Origin of the sequence: Pantoea sp. B65 (genome assembly GCF_047308185.1) — a bacterium.
Lineage (GTDB): Bacteria > Pseudomonadota > Gammaproteobacteria > Enterobacterales > Enterobacteriaceae > Erwinia.
Genome location: NZ_JAHXPU010000023.1, coordinates 140974 through 159774, shown reverse-complemented (window position 1 = coordinate 159774; position 18801 = coordinate 140974). Strand labels below are relative to the sequence as shown.

Here is an 18801-nt window from a genome sequence, read left to right as displayed (position 1 = left end):
ATCTATTCAGTGCTAGCGGTAGAGGAAATATACCGGCGACTACTGTGGCAATGACTGACAGAACGTTTCAGGAAGGAGAAGATAACTCAGGGGGCAACTAATAAAGGCAACATTTATGATAGCGGCAGCGGGTGACGACAAGAGTGTAACTGTCTGTTTTTGCGATCTTCACCCCTGCCCGACAGCGGTAAATTATCGGTGCAAAAGCGCTGACCCTGGCAAGCTTAAGCCGGATGAGGTGCTGGCGGCATCTCACTGGAACAAAGCACTCAGCAGCGCCATGCAGCCACTGACACCTTGCCCGGCGGTAACGCGGTGAAATAGCATCGATGCTGCCATACAGCATAATCCACCCGCTGGCGCGGTAAGCCACCGCGCCAGAACGCCGTGGCCAGACAGGAACTAGCGGCGATCGAGGATTTCGAAGCAGTAACTGTGTGAGTTGCTCTCGTCAGCGTCGTGGAACTCACTGAAGATGGATTCCCACTCATCCGGCTCATAGTCCGGGAAGTGCGTATCGCCTTCAACTTCGGCATCAATATGGGTCAGATACAGACGGTCGGCACGGCTCAGCAGCTGTTCGTAGATACGACCGCCACCAATGACCATAATTTCTTCGGCATCACCGGCTGCGTTAATGGCTTCTTCAATCGACGAAACCCAGGTGACGCCTTCTGCGCTACCGGGTTTGCTGCTGATAACAATATTCAGGCGATTTGGCAGTGGACGGCCAAGCGATTCCCAGGTCAGACGACCCATAATCACCGGTTTATTCAGGGTGGTGCGTTTGAACCAGGCGAGGTCCGCAGGCAAATTCCACGGCATCGCATTTTCCATACCAATAACGCGATCGGCTGCCAGTGCCGCGATAAGGCTAATCATCATATGAAACTCAACAGGGTTAAATTGGCGCCATCATACGTAAAGGTGAAAGTTTCGTCGATAGTGAGATGGCGGGATTTGCGTAAAGGTTGTAAAGGATTTCCCGTCTTGCGCCATGCATCACTCTGACAACATCGCCGTCACAACTTTTGCCCGCGACCGTGCTAAACTTGCGCTTTCCATTTTAAACCAGATTACCACTATGTTAGAAACCAGCTTGTTTGTTGCAACCATTGCCACTCTGGGAATGCTCTCTCCCGGCCCGGACTTTTTCCTGATTATTAAAAATGCGGCGCGTTATGCGCGCGGCACTGCTCTGGTTACGTCGCTTGGGGTAATTTGCGGCGTGGCAACCCATATGACCTACTGCGTCGCCGGCTTAGCGGTGGTGATCACCACCACGCCATGGCTGTTTACGCTGCTGAAATATGCCGGCGCGGCCTATTTGATCTATGTTGGCGTGCAGGCATTGCTGGCACGCGGTAACAGTAAGATGAATCTCGATAATCTGCAGCGCGAACAGACGTCGCTGAAGAAAGCCTTTATCCAGGGCTATCTCTGCAACCTGCTGAACCCGAAAGCGACGCTGTTTTTCCTCTCGGTATTTACTCAGGTGCTGAGTATCGACTCTGGCTTTGGCGAGAAGTTATGGTATGCCGGGATTATTTTTGGCCTGTCAGTGATCTGGTGGCCAGCGCTGGTGTTTCTTATCCAGAGCGCGCCGGTACGTCGCGGGCTGGCAAAAGCACAGAAGCTGATCGATAAACTGCTCGGCGGTGTGTTAATCGGTTTAGGCATTAAAGTCGCACTGTCGTGATCGGCCATCAGCCCCATGAAAAGTTGAACCAAATCAAATCCATTGCTTAGAATGTGACCTGCGCACGTTTATTTCCCGCCCTACGTTTTACCATCGCCCTCTAAAAAAGAAACGCTGTTTTATTTTTATGAGGGCGGTCATTATGCGCATTCTGTTACGTTCCTGTACCTCTCTGCTGGCAGTATGCCTGTTTAGCGCCTCAGTCATCGCGCATGATATGACGTACCAAACGTCGGCGGTAACCGCAGATGGCCTGCCGGTGTTTTACCCCGAACTGAAACAGCAACTCACCTATCCGGACTCCTGGCTGTCAGGCAATTTTAACAACTTCGCGGCCTGGAAAATAGCGGCGCGCCAGAAGCTACGCGCCATGCTATTAACGCCAGACTCGCAGCGCGCTTTTGCGCCGGCCACCATCGACAGCGAAGATCGCGGTAGCTATCTGGCGGAAAAAGTCGCGTTTAACATCACCGATCAAAGCCGGGTGGCGGCTCTGCTGCTGACGCCGAAAACGCCAGGACCGCACCCGGCAATCATCCTGCTGCACGATCACGGCGCGAAGTTTGATATTGGCAAAGAGAAGGTGATTAAGCCGTGGGGCGATGCCGGGAAGCTGGCTTCCGCACAGGCATGGGCGGATAAATTCTTTAGCGGCCGCTTTGTCGGTGACGAACTCGCCAGCCGCGGCTATGTGGTGCTGGCGACAGATGCCATTGGCTGGGGGGATCGTGGCCCGTTGAAATATGAACAACAGCAGGCGCTGGCGAGCAACTTCTTCAACCTGGGGCGTTCGCTGGCGGGTGAAATGGCATATGAAGATCTGCGCGCCACTGACTTTCTCGCGTCATTGCAACAGGTGGATGCCAGACGCATTGGCGTGGTGGGGTTCTCCATGGGCGCCATGCGCGCCTGGCAACTGGCGTCGCTTTCCGACAAGGTGGCAGCCACAGTAGCGATCTCGTGGATGGGTACCTATGACGGATTGATGACGCCGGGCAACAACGTGCTGCGCGGCCAGTCCGCCTTCTATATGCTGCACCCCGGGCTGCCGGCGCACTTCGATTTTCCTGATGTTGCCAGCGTCGCGGCGCCGCACCCAATGCTAGTGTTCAACGGCGGTAAGGATCAACTGTTTCCGGTAAATGCGGTGCAAGGCGCCTATGACAAAATGCACCGGGTATGGCAGTCGCAACAAGCGGATGACAAGCTGGAAACTAAAATCTGGCCGCAACTGGGACATGTGTTCTATCTGGAACAGCAAACCGAGGTGTTTAGCTGGCTGGATCGCTGGCTGGCGCCGCGATCATGACGGTAAAGGGTTTTTATTTAATCACCAGTTGAAATTTTTTACCGATGCAGCCGGCCATTGAAACAAGGGCATCAAGGGTGAATTTTTCTGTTTTCTGATTAACCACATCGGATACCCGTGGTCGGGTAACATGCATTATCTGTGCTGCCTGCAACTGCTTAGTGCCAGACTGTTTCATCCAGTCGGCAATTTCCGTCATAACTAATTTTTTCATCGCCGTCAGCTGGCGAATTTCCTCATCTGACTCTTGCAGCAGCGCCTCAGCGCGCGCTTCGCTAAAGCCCAAATCCGCAAAGATATTGTCACCAGGCCGGGTGATATGGCGTGATGATACATCAGTTTTATCTGTCATTTATTGGTTCTCCGCTCATTAACCACTTCACGGTAGCGATCTTTGATAATGTTTACCTCTTTCCTGCTGGTGCTCCGGGTCTTCTTGACAAAACTATGGAGTATGTAGATGCATTCCGAAAATTTTGCTACATAAACAACACGATAAGTGTTCCCCTCGCCGTCAATCCGTATCTCAATAACACCCGGCCCCCAATCATTAACCGGTTTGAAATCTGACGGATCCTCGCCGAACTGGACTTTACGCAGTTCTTTACCCGCTATCGCGCGCGTCTCTTCCGGAAATGCTTTCAAATCCTCCAGCGAGCTGCCGCGCCAGTCGATGGTTTTAGCTTTGAGTGGTTCTTCTCCTGAATTCATTATCAGATATCCCTCCCTGGAATGTATATAATTTTATACACAAAACCCATCAAGTACAATATTGCCCCCAAAAAAAAATCCGCCGGGAGACAGCGGAGCCGTAACTTATAGCCAAAAAAAAACCCGCCGCAGCGGGGTTTTTCTTATCTGGCCCGATGGGCCTTGATCTGCGCGTGCATCTCCTGCACGGAAATCACTTTCTCGGTCGGGTCCGCATTCAGCGCCATCGCGGTGGCAAAGCCGCCGTTCAGCGTGGTGTCGTAGTGCACTTTATACTGTAGTGCGCTACGGCGGATCAGCTTGGAATCTTCAATCGCCTGGCGTCCGGCAGTGGTGTTGACGATATAGGCATACTCACCATTTTTCAGACGGTCCTGAATATGTGGGCGGCCTTCGTGCACCTTGTTCACCAGACGTGGATTGATACCCGCTTCACCCAGCACCACCGCCGTTCCGTGGGTGGCATCCAGTTCGAAACCAAACTTCTGTAGCTTCGCCGCCAGGTCGACGATACGTTTCTTATCGCCTTCACGCACCGACAGCAGCGCACGGCCTGATTTCTTCATATTGGACTGCGCGCCCAGCATCGCTTTGGCAAACGCCTCGGCAAAGGTACGCCCCACACCCATCACTTCACCGGTAGAGCGCATTTCCGGACCAAGAATCGGGTCGACACCCGGGAACTTGTTAAATGGCAGCACCACTTCCTTCACTGAGTAATAAGGTGGGATCACCTCTTCAGTGACACCCTGTTCGGTCAGGGATTTACCGGCCATCACCCGCGCCGCCACTTTTGCCAGTGGCACCCCGGTGGCTTTCGAGACAAAAGGTACGGTACGCGCTGCACGTGGGTTAACTTCAATCAGGTAGACTTCGTTATCTTTCACCGCGAACTGCACATTCATCAGTCCGCGTACGCAGAGTTCGAATGCCAGTTTTTCTACCTGCTGACGCATCACATCCTGGATTTCGAGGCTCAGGGTATAGGCCGGCAGTGAACATGCGGAGTCACCGGAGTGCACGCCCGCCTGCTCAATATGTTCCATAATGCCGCCAATCAGTACACGTTCACCGTCGCAAATCGCGTCAACGTCGACTTCCACCGCGTCATCAAGGAAGCGATCCAGCAGAACCGGCGCATCATTGGAAACCGATACCGCCGTCTGGAAGTAGCGCTTCAGGTCGATTTCATCGTAAACAATCTCCATCGCCCGACCGCCCAGCACGTAGGAAGGACGCACGACCAGCGGATAGCCAATCAGCGCCGCCTTATCCACCGCCTGCTCCAGCGCGGTAACCGTGGCGTTAGCCGGCTGTTTCAGGCCCAGACGGTCAACCGCCTGTTGGAAACGCTCACGGTCTTCCGCACGGTCAATCGCATCCGGGCTGGTACCGATAATCGGTACCCCGGCAGCTTCCAGCGCGCGCGCCAGTTTCAGCGGCGTCTGGCCACCGTACTGCACGATAACCCCTTTTGGTTTTTCGATGCGCACAATTTCCAGCACATCTTCGAGGGTTACCGGCTCAAAGTAGAGACGGTCTGACGTGTCATAATCGGTAGAGACAGTTTCCGGGTTACAGTTAACCATAATGGTTTCGTAACCGTCTTCACGCAGCGCCAGCGAGGCATGCACACAGCAGTAATCGAATTCGATACCCTGACCGATACGGTTCGGGCCACCGCCCAGAACCATGATTTTTTCACGGTCGCTGTTCGGGTTGGCCTCACACTCTTCTTCATAGGTGGAGTACATATAGGCAGTATCGGTAGCGAATTCAGCCGCACAGGTATCAACGCGCTTGTAGACCGGGTGCAGATTGTACTGCTCACGCAGTTTACGCACTTCCGATTCCGCGACCCCCGCCAGGTCACACAGACGGGCATCGGCAAAGCCTTTACGCTTCAGGGTACGCAGGAAATCTTTGGTCAGACCGTTGATGCCCTGCTTAGCCACCTGCTCTTCCAGACGCACCAGCTCTTCAATTTGCACCAGGAACCAGCGGTCAATATTGGTCAGGTTAAACACGCCATCAACCGACATACCGGCACGGAACGCATCCGCCACATACCAGATACGGTCGCCACCGGCATCTTTCAGCTCGCGGCGAATGCGGGTCAGCGCTTCCGGATCGTCAAGGCTGACTTTCGGATCAAAGCCATTGGCGCCGACTTCAAGGCCGCGCAGCGCTTTCTGCATTGATTCCTGCAGGGTGCGGCCGATAGCCATCACTTCACCGACAGATTTCATCTGGGTGGTCAGACGGTCGTTAGCACCGGCAAACTTTTCGAAGTTAAAGCGCGGGATCTTAGTCACTACATAGTCGATGGACGGTTCAAACGATGCCGGGGTACGACCACCGGTGATATCGTTCATCAGTTCGTCCAGCGTAAAACCAACCGCCAGCTTGGCGGCCACTTTAGCAATCGGGAAGCCGGTTGCTTTCGATGCCAGGGCTGAAGAGCGGGAAACACGCGGGTTCATTTCGATAATGATCATCCGACCATTTTCCGGGTTCACCGAGAACTGCACGTTGGAACCGCCGGTTTCGACGCCAATCTCACGCAGTACCGCCATCGAGGCGTTACGCATGATTTGATACTCTTTGTCGGTCAGGGTCTGTGCTGGCGCTACGGTGATGGAGTCGCCGGTGTGGATGCCCATGGCGTCAAAGTTTTCGATCGAACAGACAATGATGCAGTTGTCGTTCTTATCGCGCACCACTTCCATCTCATACTCTTTCCAGCCAATCAGCGACTCATCAATCAGCAGTTCACTGGTCGGAGACAGGTCGAGGCCACGCTCACAAATCTCTTCGAACTCTTCACGGTTATAAGCGATACCGCCACCGGTGCCGCCCATGGTAAAAGAGGGACGGATAATACACGGGAAGCCAAGCTGCTCAGCAACCGCCAGCGCCTCTTCCATGGTATGCGCGATGCCGGAGCGGGCAGTATCGAGACCAATTTTCTTCATCGCTTTATCAAAGCGCTGGCGGTCTTCTGCTTTATCAATAGCATCGGCGGTCGCGCCAATCATGGTGACGCTAAATTCAGCCAGTACGCCATGGCGTTCCAGTTCCAGCGCACAGTTCAGCGCGGTCTGACCGCCCATGGTTGGCAGTACGGCATCCGGGCGCTCTTTCTCGATAATTTTGCGCACCACTTCCCAGTGAATCGGCTCGATATAGGTTGCATCGGCCATTTCCGGGTCGGTCATAATGGTCGCCGGGTTAGAGTTCACCAGGATAACGCGGTAACCCTCTTCACGCAGCGCTTTACAGGCTTGCGCGCCAGAGTAGTCAAATTCACAAGCCTGGCCGATAACAATCGGGCCAGCGCCAAGAATCAGGATACTTTTTATGTCGGTACGTTTTGGCATTTTGTCGCTCCTGATTATTTTGCGGTTGAACGGTAAGCTTCGATCAGTTCGATAAAGTGATCGAACAGCGGTGCGGCATCGGCCGGACCCGGGCTGGCTTCAGGGTGTCCCTGGAAGCTGAACGCCGCTTTATCGGTGCGGTGGATCCCTTGCACCGTATGGTCAAACAGCGATTTATGCGTCACACGCAGGTTTGCCGGCATATTATTTTCATCGACCGCAAAACCATGGTTCTGAGCAGTAATCATCACGCGATTATTATCCAGGTCTTTCACCGGATGGTTGCCGCCGTGGTGGCCAAGTTTCATTTTGACCGTCTTCGCGCCGCTGGCCAGCGCCAGCAACTGATGGCCGAGACAAATACCGAACACCGGAATATCGGTTTCCAGGAATGATTTAATCGCGCTGATAGCGTAGTCGCAAGGCTCCGGGTCGCCAGGGCCATTTGACAGGAAGATGCCGTCCGGGTTGAGTTTCAGTACCTCTTCCGCCGGAGTCTGCGCCGGGACAACGGTCAGGCGACAGCCGCGATCCACCAGCATACGCAGGATATTGCGTTTCGCGCCGTAATCGTAGGCAACAACATGGAATGGCAGGTCGGTACTCTGCGATGGCAGCCCCCCTTCCAGCGTCCAGCTGCCTTGCAGCCAGCTGTAAGACTCCTGGGTGGTGACTTCTTTTGCCAGATCCATACCTTTCAGGCCGGGGAAGGCTTGTGCTTTCTGCAATGCCAGTGAGGCATCCGCTACGTCACCGGCGATGATGCAGCCGCTCTGTGCGCCTTTTTCACGCAGCAGACGGGTCAGCTTACGGGTATCGATATCAGCAATCGCCACAATGTTATGGCGCTTCAGGTACTCGGACAGCCCTTCTTCATTACGGAAGTTGCTGGCGATCAGCGGCAGGTCACGGATGACGAGGCCTTGCGCATGTACCTGGGAGGATTCTTCGTCAGCAGCATTAGTGCCGACATTGCCAATATGAGGATAAGTAAGAGTGACGATCTGGCGGGAATAGGAAGGATCTGTGAGGATTTCTTGATAACCGGTCATTGAAGTATTGAAAACCACTTCCCCCACTGCCGATCCTTCTGCCCCAATGGCCCGACCGTGGAATTGGGTTCCGTCTTCCAGAACCAATAGCGCTGACTTAATCAAAACGTCCTCCAGGGAATAAACAGTCACAATATCTGCATATTAATTCATAATCATAGCCTGAATCAATGCAAAAACCGCCTGAGATGTCGATTTTTGGCAAATTGCGCGCATTCTAATGATCGCCTTCGCCATTGTCTACCCTGAGAGCCAGTTTTTCATGCTTTTTTAGCCAACTGGAAGGAAACTCGGAAGATTCATGCTGAAAAGGGGTGATATCCGGCTGATAAAACCGGTTGACTGGTGAAATGAAATAAAAATCCAATCTGACAGCCCGCAAAACCAGACCAAATGGTCAAAAACGGACATTTTGCGCTCTTTTTTTACCGATTAAATGCAGATTAACCACACTTAATCTACAAAAACACATCAAAGCCTTATTTTTAATAAAAATAAAAAGGGCAATAAATTATTGCCCTATCAATCAGAACCTTATGATTGAAATAACCACATCACGATGGTCGCAACACATTACAAACTATCTAAACTCAGCACGTCCCGCATATCATAAAGACCGGTTTTACGGTCATTTAACCACTGAGCAGCACGAACAGCGCCATTGGCGAAGGTCATGCGGCTGGAAGCCTTGTGGGTAATCTCTACACGCTCGCCAATATCAGCAAACATCGCCGTATGCTCACCGACGATATCGCCGGCGCGCACAGTAGCAAAACCGATGCTATGCGCGGCACGCTCACCGGTATAACCTTCACGCGCGTAGACCGCATGTTGTTTCAGATCCCAGTCCATCGCATCCGCAATCGCTTCCCCCATCGCCAGTGCGGTGCCTGATGGCGCATCCACTTTATGGCGGTGATGCGCTTCGATGATTTCTATATCGGCATAATCGCCCATGACTTTTGCTGCTTTTTCCAGCAGCTTTAGCACCAGGTTAACGCCGACACTAAAGTTAGCGGCGAACACGATGCCAATATCCGCTGAGGCCTGCTTAATCGCCGCTTTACCGGCATCATCAAAGCCGGTAGTACCAATCACCATCGCCTTCTGATGTTGACGGCAGAACGCCAGATACTCCAGCGTGCCTTCCGGGCGGGTGAAATCGATCAAAATATCGAAATCATTAACCACCGCATCGGGGTTGTCGCCCACCTTAATCCCGATAACGCCGATCCCGGCTAATTCACCCGCATCACTACCCACCAGCGAAGAACCGCTGCGGGTCAGTGCCGCCCCGAGGCGCACGCCGGCTGCCTGCTGCGTCGCCTGAATTAGCTGGCGCCCCATGCGCCCATCGGCGCCGACGATAGCAATACGGATTTCTGAATGACTCATATTGGATTCCCTGACATATCTGTGCCTGCAAGCGACAATAAGGTTAACGAGGCGGCTACATTGACGCCACAATAATCACTACATAATAAGAATTTTACGCCAGCTGGCCTGGATTATCAGTAAAACTGAATCGCGGAGGGGAATATTGCAGAGGCGGCGTTATCGCCGGCCAGGCCGGGGACTGGCGTTGAAACTGGCTAAAGTATGGGGTTCAACGCCTGAAACAGGGCTGTGAGGTTGCAAATCGGCAAGCCTTGAGAAAACCGGGAAAGAGACAGAGCGGTCAACAGTCTCTCCACCAGGGTAACGGCGTAAAGCGGATAAGATCCTTAAATACAGGTCATTTGGCCGCCACGGGCGGCGAAAACACCGCCCGCAGGGTTTAATCTACCTGCTTAACTTCCACGCGCAGCTCTTTCGGCACTTCAAACACGATATTCTCTTCACGACCACTCAACTCGATCGCCGGTTCGCCGCCCAGTTCGCGCAGCCGTTTAATCACATCCTGTACCAGAATATCCGGTGCTGAAGCGCCGGCGGTGACGCCGACACACTGAATATTGCGCAGCCAGCTCTCCTGAATATCCTCAGCGGAGTCGATCAGCCACGCCAGTTTACCGGCACGCTGCGCCAGCTCGGCCAGGCGATTGGAGTTGGAGGAGTTTTTCGATCCGACAACCAGCACCACATCAGCATCCCGCGCCAGACTGCGCACCGCTTCCTGACGGTTAGTGGTGGCATAGCAGATATCATCCTTGCGCGGCCCGATGATTTTCGGGAAGCGCAGACGCAGGGCGTCGATAACATCCGAAGTATCATCCACCGACAGGGTGGTCTGGGTCATAAAGCACAGGTTCTCTTCGTCTTTCACCTGCAACTTGTCGACGTCAGACGGCGATTCCACCAGGTACATGCCTCCGCGCGGATTGCTGTACTGCCCCATGGTGCCTTCCACTTCCGGGTGACCCGCATGACCGATCAGGATCGCCTCGGTGCCTTTACGGCTGGCGCGCGCCACTTCCATATGCACTTTCGTTACCAGCGGACAGGTGGCATCAAACAGCATGGTCAGCTCGCGCGTACGCGCTTCTGCCCGCACCGCCTGAGAAACGCCATGGGCGGAGAAAATCAGGATCGAGCCATCCGGCACTTCGGCAATCTCTTCAATAAAGATCGCCCCGCGCTCGCGCAGGCTGTTCACCACATAGCGGTTATGCACCACTTCATGACGCACATAGATTGGCGCGCCGTACATCTCCAGCGCGCGTTCCACGATGCTAATGGCGCGATCAACACCGGCACAGAAACCACGTGGGTTAGCCAACAGGATTTGCATTGGTCCCCTCCAGCTGCGGATCGATCTCCAGCACTTCAATATCAAACTGAATGGTGCGTCCGGCCAGGGGATGATTGAAGTCGACGGTGATTGAATCACCGGAAACCTCCCGGATCACGCCTGGCATTTCGCTACCACCCATACCGGTAAATAGCATAATAGCACCAATTTCCGGCTCCCCCGCCTGAGCAAAATCACGACGGGAGAAATACTGGATCATGTCCGGGCTGGCAGCGCCAAACGCCGATTCCGGCGGCAGACTGAACTGGTGCTTATCGCCACACTTCAGCCCGAGCAGCGCCTGTTCCAGACCTTCCGACAAACTGCCATCGCCAAGACGAAACAGCGCAGGCTTGCCATTGGCGCGCGTCGACTCCGCCGTTGAACCATCTTCCAGCTTCAACGTGAAATGCACCAGCAGCGCGCTATTGCGCTGTACAGAATCAGTCATGCCTTACCCTTTCTGTTTAGCCTGCTTTCCGGAAGGGGTAAAAAACCCTTCAAGGACGATCAATGCGGCGCCAATAGAGATACCGCAATCGGCGATGTTAAAGGTGGCAAAGTGCCAGTCACCAACATAGAAGTCGATAAAATCGACCACAAAGCCGTGATACGAACGATCAAACAGGTTGCCCAGCGCGCCGCCAATAATCAGCGCGTAGGCAATATTATTAAGCTTCTGGCTGGCGGATGCGCGATACATCATCACCAGCAACGCCACCACAATCGCCACGGCAATACCGGCAAAGAACCAGCGTTGCCAGCCACCTTTATCCGCAAGGAAACTGAACGCCGCGCCGTAGTTATGGGCGTAGAAGAAATTAAAGTACGGCATAATCGGCATCGACTGGTGCAGCATCAGATTATCCATAATCCATTGCTTGCTGCCAAAGTCGATGGCGATGACTACCAGCACCAGCCACAGCCAGCGCAATCCGGTCGATAAAAGTGGCTTACGCATCAGGCAAACTTACGCTCTTCACCGTCTCCGGCTACGTTAGTGACACAGCGACCGCAAACCTCTGCGTGCTCCGCATTCTGACCCACGTCAGTAGTGTAATGCCAGCAACGCGGACATTTATCGCCTTCGGCTTTGTACAGCGCGATTTTCAGACCTTTCAGCAGTTCGCTCTGCTGCGCTTCCGCGCTCGCCAGCGCATAATCCGCCACCTGCGCACCGGAGGTCAGCAGTACAAAGCGCAGCTCGTCGCCCAGGCTGGTCAGCTTCTGCGCCAGCGCCGGATCGGCGTACAGCGTGACTGCCGCTTCCAGCGAACCACCGATACGTTTATCGGCACGCGCCTGCTCAATCACGCGGTTAACTTCGCCGCGCACTTTCAGCAGGTCGTCCCAGAAGGCGTCATTCATTGGCTCATTTTCCGCCACGCCAAACAGGCCGTCGAACCACTCTTCAGTAAACACATACGGTGCGCGTTTGCCCGGCAGGTAACCCCAGATCTCATCAGCGGTAAACGACATGATCGGCGCCATCCAGCGCACCAGCGCTTCGGCGATATACCACAGCGCGGTCTGGCAGCTACGACGCGCCAGGCCATCGGCTTTCGCGGTGTACTGACGGTCCTTGATGATATCCAGATAGAAGGAGCCCATCTCAATCGAGCAGAACTGCATCAGACGCTGTACCACTTCATGGAAATCGTAGCTGGCGTAAGAGGCAAGGATGTCATCCTGTGCCGCTTTCGCCCGCCCTACGGCCCAGCGATCCAGCACCACCATCTCTTCCGGTTTCACCATATCGGTTTCCGGATTAAAACCATTGAGGTTAGCCAGCAGGAAACGTGCGGTGTTACGGATACGACGGTAAGAGTCGGCAGAGCGCTTCAGGATTTCGTCCGATACCGCCATTTCACCGGTATAATCGGTTGATGCCACCCACAGGCGCAGAATATCGCCGCCCAGTTTGTTCATCACATCCTGCGGACTGACGGTGTTACCGATAGATTTCGACATCTTACGGCCCTGACCATCAACGGTGAAGCCGTGGGTCAGTACCTGACGATAAGGCGCTTTGCCTTTCATCGCGGTAGAAATCATCAGGGAAGACATAAACCAGCCGCGATGCTGATCCGAACCTTCCAGATACATATCTGCGCTGTTGCCGCCAAATTCCGGACGCACATCCACCACCGAAGAGTGGGTAGAACCGGAGTCAAACCACACATCAAGCGTATCCGGCACTTTCACATAATCGCTGGCTTCATCGCCCATCAGATCTTTCGCGTCGAGATCCCACCAGGCCTGAATACCATCAGCTTCGACACGTTGCGCCACCGCTTCCATCAGTTCCAGCGTACGCGGATGCAGCTGCTCGGTCTCTTTATGGACAAACAGCGCCATCGGCACGCCCCAGGTGCGCTGACGAGAGATACACCAGTCAGGGCGGTTAGCGACCATCGATTCAATACGCGCCTGGCCCCAGTCCGGGATCCACTGCACGCCTTTGATCTCTTTCAGTGACTGCGCACGCAGGCCTTTCTGATCCATGCTGACAAACCACTGCGGCGTGGCACGGAAGATGATTGGCGTTTTATGGCGCCAGCAGTGCGGATAGCTGTGGAACAGCTTCTCGACATGCAGCAATGCGCCATGGTCGCGCAGCAGCTCAACAATCATATCGTTGGCTTTAAATACCTGTACCCCATCCAGCGTTGGATAAGTGCCGGTGATAAAGCAGCCGTCCGGCCCTACCGGGTTGGCGGTTTCCAGACCGTATTTTTGACCGATAACAAAGTCATCCGGACCGTGGCCGGGAGCGGTATGCACCGCGCCGGTACCGGCATCAAGGGTCACATGCTCACCCAGAACCACCGGCACATCAAAGCCGAGGAATGGATGCTGGAAACGCATCAGCTCCAGCGTGGCGCCGGTGGTGCTGCCCAGCACCGTCCAGCTGCTGACGCCAGCACGCTTCATCACGCTTTCCACCAGATCTTTGGCAAGGATCAGCGCTTTACCGTCGATCTGCACCAGCTGGTATTCAAATTCCGGATGCAGTGAAATGGCGCGGTTAGCCGGCATGGTCCACGGGGTGGTGGTCCAGATCACCAGCGCAATCGGGCCGTTAACACCGGTCGCGGCAAATTTGGCGGCAACCGCGGCGCTATCCACCGCATTAAACATCACGTCAATCGAAGGTGAGGTTTTATCGTAGTACTCCACTTCCGCCTCGGCCAGCGCTGAACGACAGTCCAGACACCAGTGCACCGGCTTGGCGCCTTTATGCAGATGGCCATTGCCGATGATTTTACCCAGCGCACGGATAATATTGGCTTCGGTCTGGAAGTTCATCGTCAGATAAGGATGGTCCCAGTCACCCAGTACCCCCAGACGGATAAAGTCTTTCTTCTGGCCTTCAACCTGCTCAGCGGCATATTTACGGCAGGCCGCGCGGAACTCAGCGGCGCTCACTTTCTCGCCAGGCTTACCGATCATCTGCTCAACTTTATGTTCGATTGGCAGGCCATGACAGTCCCAGCCCGGCACATATGGCGAATCATAGCCAGCCATGCCTTTAGACTTCACAATAATGTCTTTCAGAATCTTGTTAACTGAGTGACCAATATGAATACTGCCGTTCGCGTAAGGAGGGCCATCGTGCAGAATAAAGGTTTTTTTCCCTTTTTTGGCTTCGCGGATGATGCCGTACAGATTGTCATCATACCAACGTTGCAGCATTCCCGGTTCGCGTTTGGCCAGATCGCCACGCATCGGGAACCCCGTTTCCGGCAAATTCAGGGTAGATTTATAGTCACTCATCAGATTCTCGGTTCCGTATGTCGGTTCTTAAACCGGTGTTTTATACCGCTGGTAGCTGAAGTTGCAGCGGACGCACGTTCTGTTGCCGCCTTGCTGCAACGCCACTTACTTTGGGTATCGCCCAAAAATATTTCGGGCAGTCACCACATCTTTAGCAATTTGCTCTTTCAGCGCGTCGAGCGATGCGAATCGCTGCTCGTTGCGGATTTTTTCACAGAGCACCACATCTATATGGCGTCCGTACAGGTTCATTGCAACATCCAGCAGATGAACTTCTAACTGCTGACGTAGCCCGGCAACGGTCGGGCGGGTACCTATATTGGCCACGCCGGGCAGCGGCTGCTCAGCAAGACCATAAACTTCTACGGCATACACCCCTTTTACTGGCGAAACTGAACGCCGCAGAGGAATATTCGCCGTGGGGAAACCGATGGTGCGGCCCAGCGCATCGCCATGCACCACGCGGCCAGAAATGCTGAAGGGATGTCCAAGCAACGACTGCGCCAGCGGCAGATTATCCTGCGCCAGCGCCTGACGAACCGCGGTGCTGCTGATGCGTTTGCCGTCGTCGCAGAATGTCTGGGTGCTGATCACATCAAAGCCATATTCAGCGCCCGCTTTCTGTAATAACAGGAAATCCCCCTGGCGACCAGCGCCAAAACGGAAATCATCGCCAACCGCCAGCAGCTGTACGCCAAGCTGCTTCACCAGCAGATCGGCAACAAAGCTTTGCGCGGTGCGCGCGGCAAAACGCCGGTCGAAGCGCACACAAAGTACCGCATCCACACCGGCTTCGGCCAGATAACGCAGTTTTTCGCGCAGACGCGTCAGACGCGCCGGCGCCTTGTCGGCGGCAAAAAGCTCCAGTGGCTGAGGCTCGAATAGCATCACCATCACCGGTACGCCACGCTTACGCCCCTCTGCGCACAGATGCGCCAGCAGGGACTGATGACCGCGATGCACGCCGTCAAAGTTACCTATGGTCAGCACGCAGCCGCGATGCTGCTCTCTGAGATTATGTATGCCGCGGATAAACTTCATGGCTGGCTCAAATTTGTGGAAATCGGCGGATTATACCTTGTACAGCGGTTAAGGTTAACCCGCGATTGATCCCTTTGAGGGATTCTCATGGTGATTTCAGTAAGATGGCCGCCATTCAGGCAGATAACAGACAATTTTATCGGGAAAGACTGTATTCATCCCTGCGATGCTGGTAGAATCCTGCGCCATCACAACGTAATCGAGTGTCGTCATCTTAACGGCGCTTATTTGCACAAATCCATTGACAAACGAAGGCGATAAAGGCATATTCCTCGGCCTTTGAATTGTCCTCAATAGAATATATTTGGGAGTTGGACCTTGGCTAATATCAAATCAGCTAAGAAACGCGCCGTAACGTCAGAGAAGCGTCGTAAGCATAACGCTAGCAACCGTTCAATGATGCGTACTTTTATCAAGAAAGTATACGCGGCCATCGCTACTGGCGATAAAGAAGTTGCACTGAAAGCATTTAACGAAATGCAACCAATTGTGGACCGTCAGGCTAGTAAAGGTCTGATCCACAAGAACAAAGCTGCACGTCATAAGTCAAACCTGACTGCACAGATCAACAAACTGGCTTAATGCTAAGTTGTTAATCGGCTTTGAAAAGACCGGCGCATGCGCCGGTTTTTTTATTGCTGCAATGCGCGTCGATCAGCTCACAAAAACAACTCGCTAAAATCCTTATGGCAGATGCGCTGCACCGCGGGGTGCTGGATCATGCGCTCGGCAAAGATGACGTGATACTCCTCCATCACATTATCAATGCGGCCAATCTCAACAATCTCATCATCGCGATAGATATCCTGGCCATACAGCGACGGCGCGACAAAAATCGCATTGTTAGCTGCGCCAAACGCCTTCATTAATGCCGCATCATCAAACTCGCCGAGAATTTCCACCTTGAGTCCCTGTGAATGAAACCAGTTCAGCAACTTGCGCCCCAGCATCGAACGACGTCCCGGGATCAGTAAACGCCGCTGCTCAAGACAGGCGGGAAAACTTTTGTCGGGCAGTGGACGGGTGCACCAGAAACTGATGCCGCACTCACCAAGCTTGACCGAGAACAACCCTTCCTGCTGGGTGGAGTCAATCGGACAATCAGAGAGGATCATATCCAGTTTATGCTGGCTCAGTTGCTCCAGCAGCATTTCATGGGTCGACTCATAACAACGCAGGTGGATCTTTTTATCATCCAGCACCGCCGTTTCCAGTACCTGGCTCACCAGCCGCTTGGATAAGGCATCCGCTACGCCGACATCAAACAGCAGGTTCGACTCTTTGCGGTAGTTGACGATATCAAGCATCTCCTGACTGAGGGTAAACATGCGATCGGCATAGCGGAACACCAGTTGCCCCAGTTCCGACGGCACCACTCCCCGCCCCTGGCGCTTAAATAATTTACCCTGTAAACGGTCTTCCAGCGCTTTAATCTGGCCGGTGATCGTTTGCGGCGTCAAAAATAGCGCTTCGGCGGCACCCACAATCGAACCTTCTTTGCATACCTGCCAGAAGTAGTAGAGGTGGTTGTAATTAATATGAGACATACGCACCGATGCGCTCCTGTGCAGCAACGCCAATGAACCGAATAGATCCAGCTTAACCCATAAGATGAAATAAAAAACACGACAAACCTGCAGGAACAGGTTTGCCGTGGCGGCTTATTTCAGTTTGATGCGCAGCAGGAGATAACCCACCAGCGCCGAGACGATGGAACCAATCAGGATCCCCAGCTTGGCGAGAGTGATCAGCGCCGGATCGATATCGCCATAGGCCAGAGAAGCGATAAAGATCGACATGGTAAAGCCAATCCCGCACAGCACGCCAACCGCGATAATATTCGACATACTGGTGCCCTGCGGCAGTTTTGCCAGCCCCAGCCTGACAGCCAGCCAGCAAAACAGGGTGATGCCCAGCGGCTTACCGATCAGTAACCCGACCATAATCCCCAGCGGCAGCAGCGAGAACATCTCGCCGGGAGAAATACCCTCCAGCACCACACCGGCATTGGCAAAAGCAAACAGGGGTAAAATCAGCCAGTTAACCCATGAGTGCAGGCCATGTTCCAACTTTTCCGCCGGTGAGTGGCCATCCTTCTTCGCCAGTGGAATAAAGAAGCCGACAATCACCCCAGCCAGCGTGGCGTGGACGCCGGACTTAAGTACCGCCCCCCACAGCACCACTCCCACCAGCAGATAGACCGCCGTGCTGCGCACATTGGCGATATTCAGCAGCGCCAGTATGGCAATCGCGCCGGCGGCCACCCCGAGAGAGACCATCGACAGCTCACTGGTATAGAACAGCGCAATAATAATAATCGCCCCGAGATCGTCGATAATCGCCAGCGCCATCAGGAAAATTTTCAATGCTGGCGGCACCCGGCTTCCCAATAACGCCAGAATGCCTAAGGCAAACGCAATATCGGTAGCGGTCGGGATCGCCCAGCCGCTGCGGGTTACCTCATCACCGCCGTTAAACGCCAGAAACAGCAGGCCGGGCACCACCATACCGCCGACGGCGGCAATCAGCGGAAATATCGCCCGGTCACGGCTGGCTAACGCCCCGACCATCAGCTCGCGTTTCACTTCCAGACCGATCATCAGGAAAAACAGCGCCATCAGCGCATCATTGATCCACAGCAGCAGATTTTTGCTGATATCAAGCTCGCCAAAGCGGAACTCTACGGGTGTCGCCAGCAGCGCCAGATAGCCATGTTGCGTCGCAGCGCTGTTTGCCAGCAGCATTGCCAGCGCGGCGGCCAGAATCAGTACCACACCACTGGTGGCATCATTGTGAAGCAAACGCTTGATCTGAAAAACCATATTATTCAATCCCTGTTTGTTACCTGTTTCAGTACCTGACGGGAAGCATACGCGCGTTAAAGACTCGAAAAAAACAGATTATTTATGGCTTTATACTCGGAATTTCCGAAGTATAAACACGGTATGCCGCGGTTGCCCTTCAATGGTGGCGGAAAAGGACTCACTGGAAAATGTCTTTTCATTTCCTTATGGTGGCACATTCTCTGAGGGGGTGGTGAGATTAATGGCGTCGTCGCCTGTGGCCTGTTATCGCCAAATGCCATTTTTCGGCAGGAGTAA

General features: G+C 53.9%; 16 protein-coding genes. 3 read left to right on the top strand and 13 right to left on the bottom strand.

Features of this window, described 5'->3' with window-relative positions; all coding sequences use genetic code 11:
* Positions 1-402: 402 nt before the first annotated feature.
* The gene (gene folA, locus JWF83_RS10750; protein WP_413650336.1) at positions 403-882 is read right to left on the bottom strand and encodes a type 3 dihydrofolate reductase; all 480 of its coding nucleotides are present in this window, start codon (positions 880-882) and stop codon (positions 403-405) included.
* Positions 883-1084: 202 nt separating this feature from the next.
* On the opposite strand from folA, the gene JWF83_RS10745 reads away from it, so the two are divergent.
* The gene (locus tag JWF83_RS10745) at positions 1085-1699 is read left to right on the top strand and encodes a LysE family translocator (protein WP_413650194.1); all 615 of its coding nucleotides are present in this window, start codon (positions 1085-1087) and stop codon (positions 1697-1699) included.
* Between the two features lie 142 nt (positions 1700-1841).
* Positions 1842-3008, top strand: a complete 1167-nt coding sequence (locus tag JWF83_RS10740; protein WP_413650193.1) for a dienelactone hydrolase family protein — start codon at positions 1842-1844, stop codon at positions 3006-3008.
* 13 nt (positions 3009-3021) lie between these two features.
* On the opposite strand, the gene JWF83_RS10735 is transcribed toward JWF83_RS10740, so the two are convergent.
* The 10 genes from JWF83_RS10735 to ribF all read right to left on the bottom strand — a co-directional run bounded on the left by JWF83_RS10735 (position 3022) and on the right by ribF (position 15700).
* Positions 3022-3360, bottom strand: a complete 339-nt coding sequence (locus JWF83_RS10735; protein ID WP_413650192.1) for a helix-turn-helix domain-containing protein — start codon at positions 3358-3360, stop codon at positions 3022-3024.
* A complete protein-coding gene (locus JWF83_RS10730) occupies positions 3357-3719 on the bottom strand; it encodes a type II toxin-antitoxin system RelE/ParE family toxin (RefSeq protein ID WP_413650191.1) in 363 nt (120 codons plus the stop codon). The genes JWF83_RS10735 and JWF83_RS10730 overlap by 4 nt, the downstream gene beginning before the upstream one ends.
* A 143-nt stretch (positions 3720-3862) precedes the next feature.
* A complete protein-coding gene (gene carB / locus JWF83_RS10725; protein WP_413650190.1) occupies positions 3863-7099 on the bottom strand; it encodes a carbamoyl-phosphate synthase large subunit in 3237 nt (1078 codons plus the stop codon).
* A gap of 14 nt (positions 7100-7113) precedes the next feature.
* Complete coding sequence (gene carA, locus JWF83_RS10720) at positions 7114-8256, bottom strand: glutamine-hydrolyzing carbamoyl-phosphate synthase small subunit (RefSeq protein ID WP_413650189.1); 1143 nt, start codon at positions 8254-8256, stop codon at positions 7114-7116.
* Positions 8257-8724: 468 nt separating this feature from the next.
* Complete coding sequence (dapB, locus tag JWF83_RS10715; RefSeq protein ID WP_413650188.1) at positions 8725-9546, bottom strand: 4-hydroxy-tetrahydrodipicolinate reductase; 822 nt, start codon at positions 9544-9546, stop codon at positions 8725-8727.
* Positions 9547-9928: 382 nt separating this feature from the next.
* The gene (gene ispH, locus JWF83_RS10710) at positions 9929-10882 is read right to left on the bottom strand and encodes a 4-hydroxy-3-methylbut-2-enyl diphosphate reductase (protein ID WP_413650187.1); all 954 of its coding nucleotides are present in this window, start codon (positions 10880-10882) and stop codon (positions 9929-9931) included.
* Positions 10863-11333 carry an FKBP-type peptidyl-prolyl cis-trans isomerase gene (gene fkpB, locus JWF83_RS10705; protein ID WP_413650186.1) on the bottom strand — a complete coding sequence of 157 codons (471 nt, stop codon included), beginning with the start codon at positions 11331-11333 and terminating at the stop codon, positions 10863-10865. Before fkpB ends, ispH begins: the two co-directional genes overlap by 20 nt.
* Before the next feature lie 3 nt (positions 11334-11336).
* Positions 11337-11843: a signal peptidase II gene (lspA, locus tag JWF83_RS10700; RefSeq protein WP_413650185.1), complete on the bottom strand. Its 507-nt coding sequence runs from the start codon at positions 11841-11843 to the stop codon at positions 11337-11339.
* Positions 11843-14659 carry an isoleucine--tRNA ligase gene (gene ileS / locus JWF83_RS10695; protein WP_413650184.1) on the bottom strand — a complete coding sequence of 939 codons (2817 nt, stop codon included), beginning with the start codon at positions 14657-14659 and terminating at the stop codon, positions 11843-11845. Before ileS ends, lspA begins: the two co-directional genes overlap by 1 nt.
* Positions 14660-14764: 105 nt before the next feature.
* Positions 14765-15700, bottom strand: coding sequence for a bifunctional riboflavin kinase/FAD synthetase (gene ribF, locus JWF83_RS10690; RefSeq protein WP_413650183.1), 936 nt, complete (start codon positions 15698-15700; stop codon positions 14765-14767).
* A gap of 318 nt (positions 15701-16018) precedes the next feature.
* Between ribF and rpsT the strand changes: the two genes are divergently transcribed.
* On the top strand, positions 16019-16282 hold the full coding sequence (rpsT, locus tag JWF83_RS10685; RefSeq protein ID WP_413650182.1) for a 30S ribosomal protein S20: 264 nt from the start codon (positions 16019-16021) through the stop codon (positions 16280-16282).
* Positions 16283-16359: 77 nt separating this feature from the next.
* Here the strand turns inward: rpsT and nhaR are convergent, their stop codons facing one another.
* Together nhaR and nhaA are read right to left on the bottom strand one after the other, a co-directional pair.
* Complete coding sequence (gene nhaR / locus JWF83_RS10680; RefSeq protein ID WP_413650181.1) at positions 16360-17247, bottom strand: transcriptional activator NhaR; 888 nt, start codon at positions 17245-17247, stop codon at positions 16360-16362.
* 114 nt (positions 17248-17361) lie between these two features.
* A complete protein-coding gene (gene nhaA / locus JWF83_RS10675) occupies positions 17362-18522 on the bottom strand; it encodes a Na+/H+ antiporter NhaA (RefSeq protein ID WP_413650180.1) in 1161 nt (386 codons plus the stop codon).
* Positions 18523-18801 lie beyond the last annotated feature (279 nt).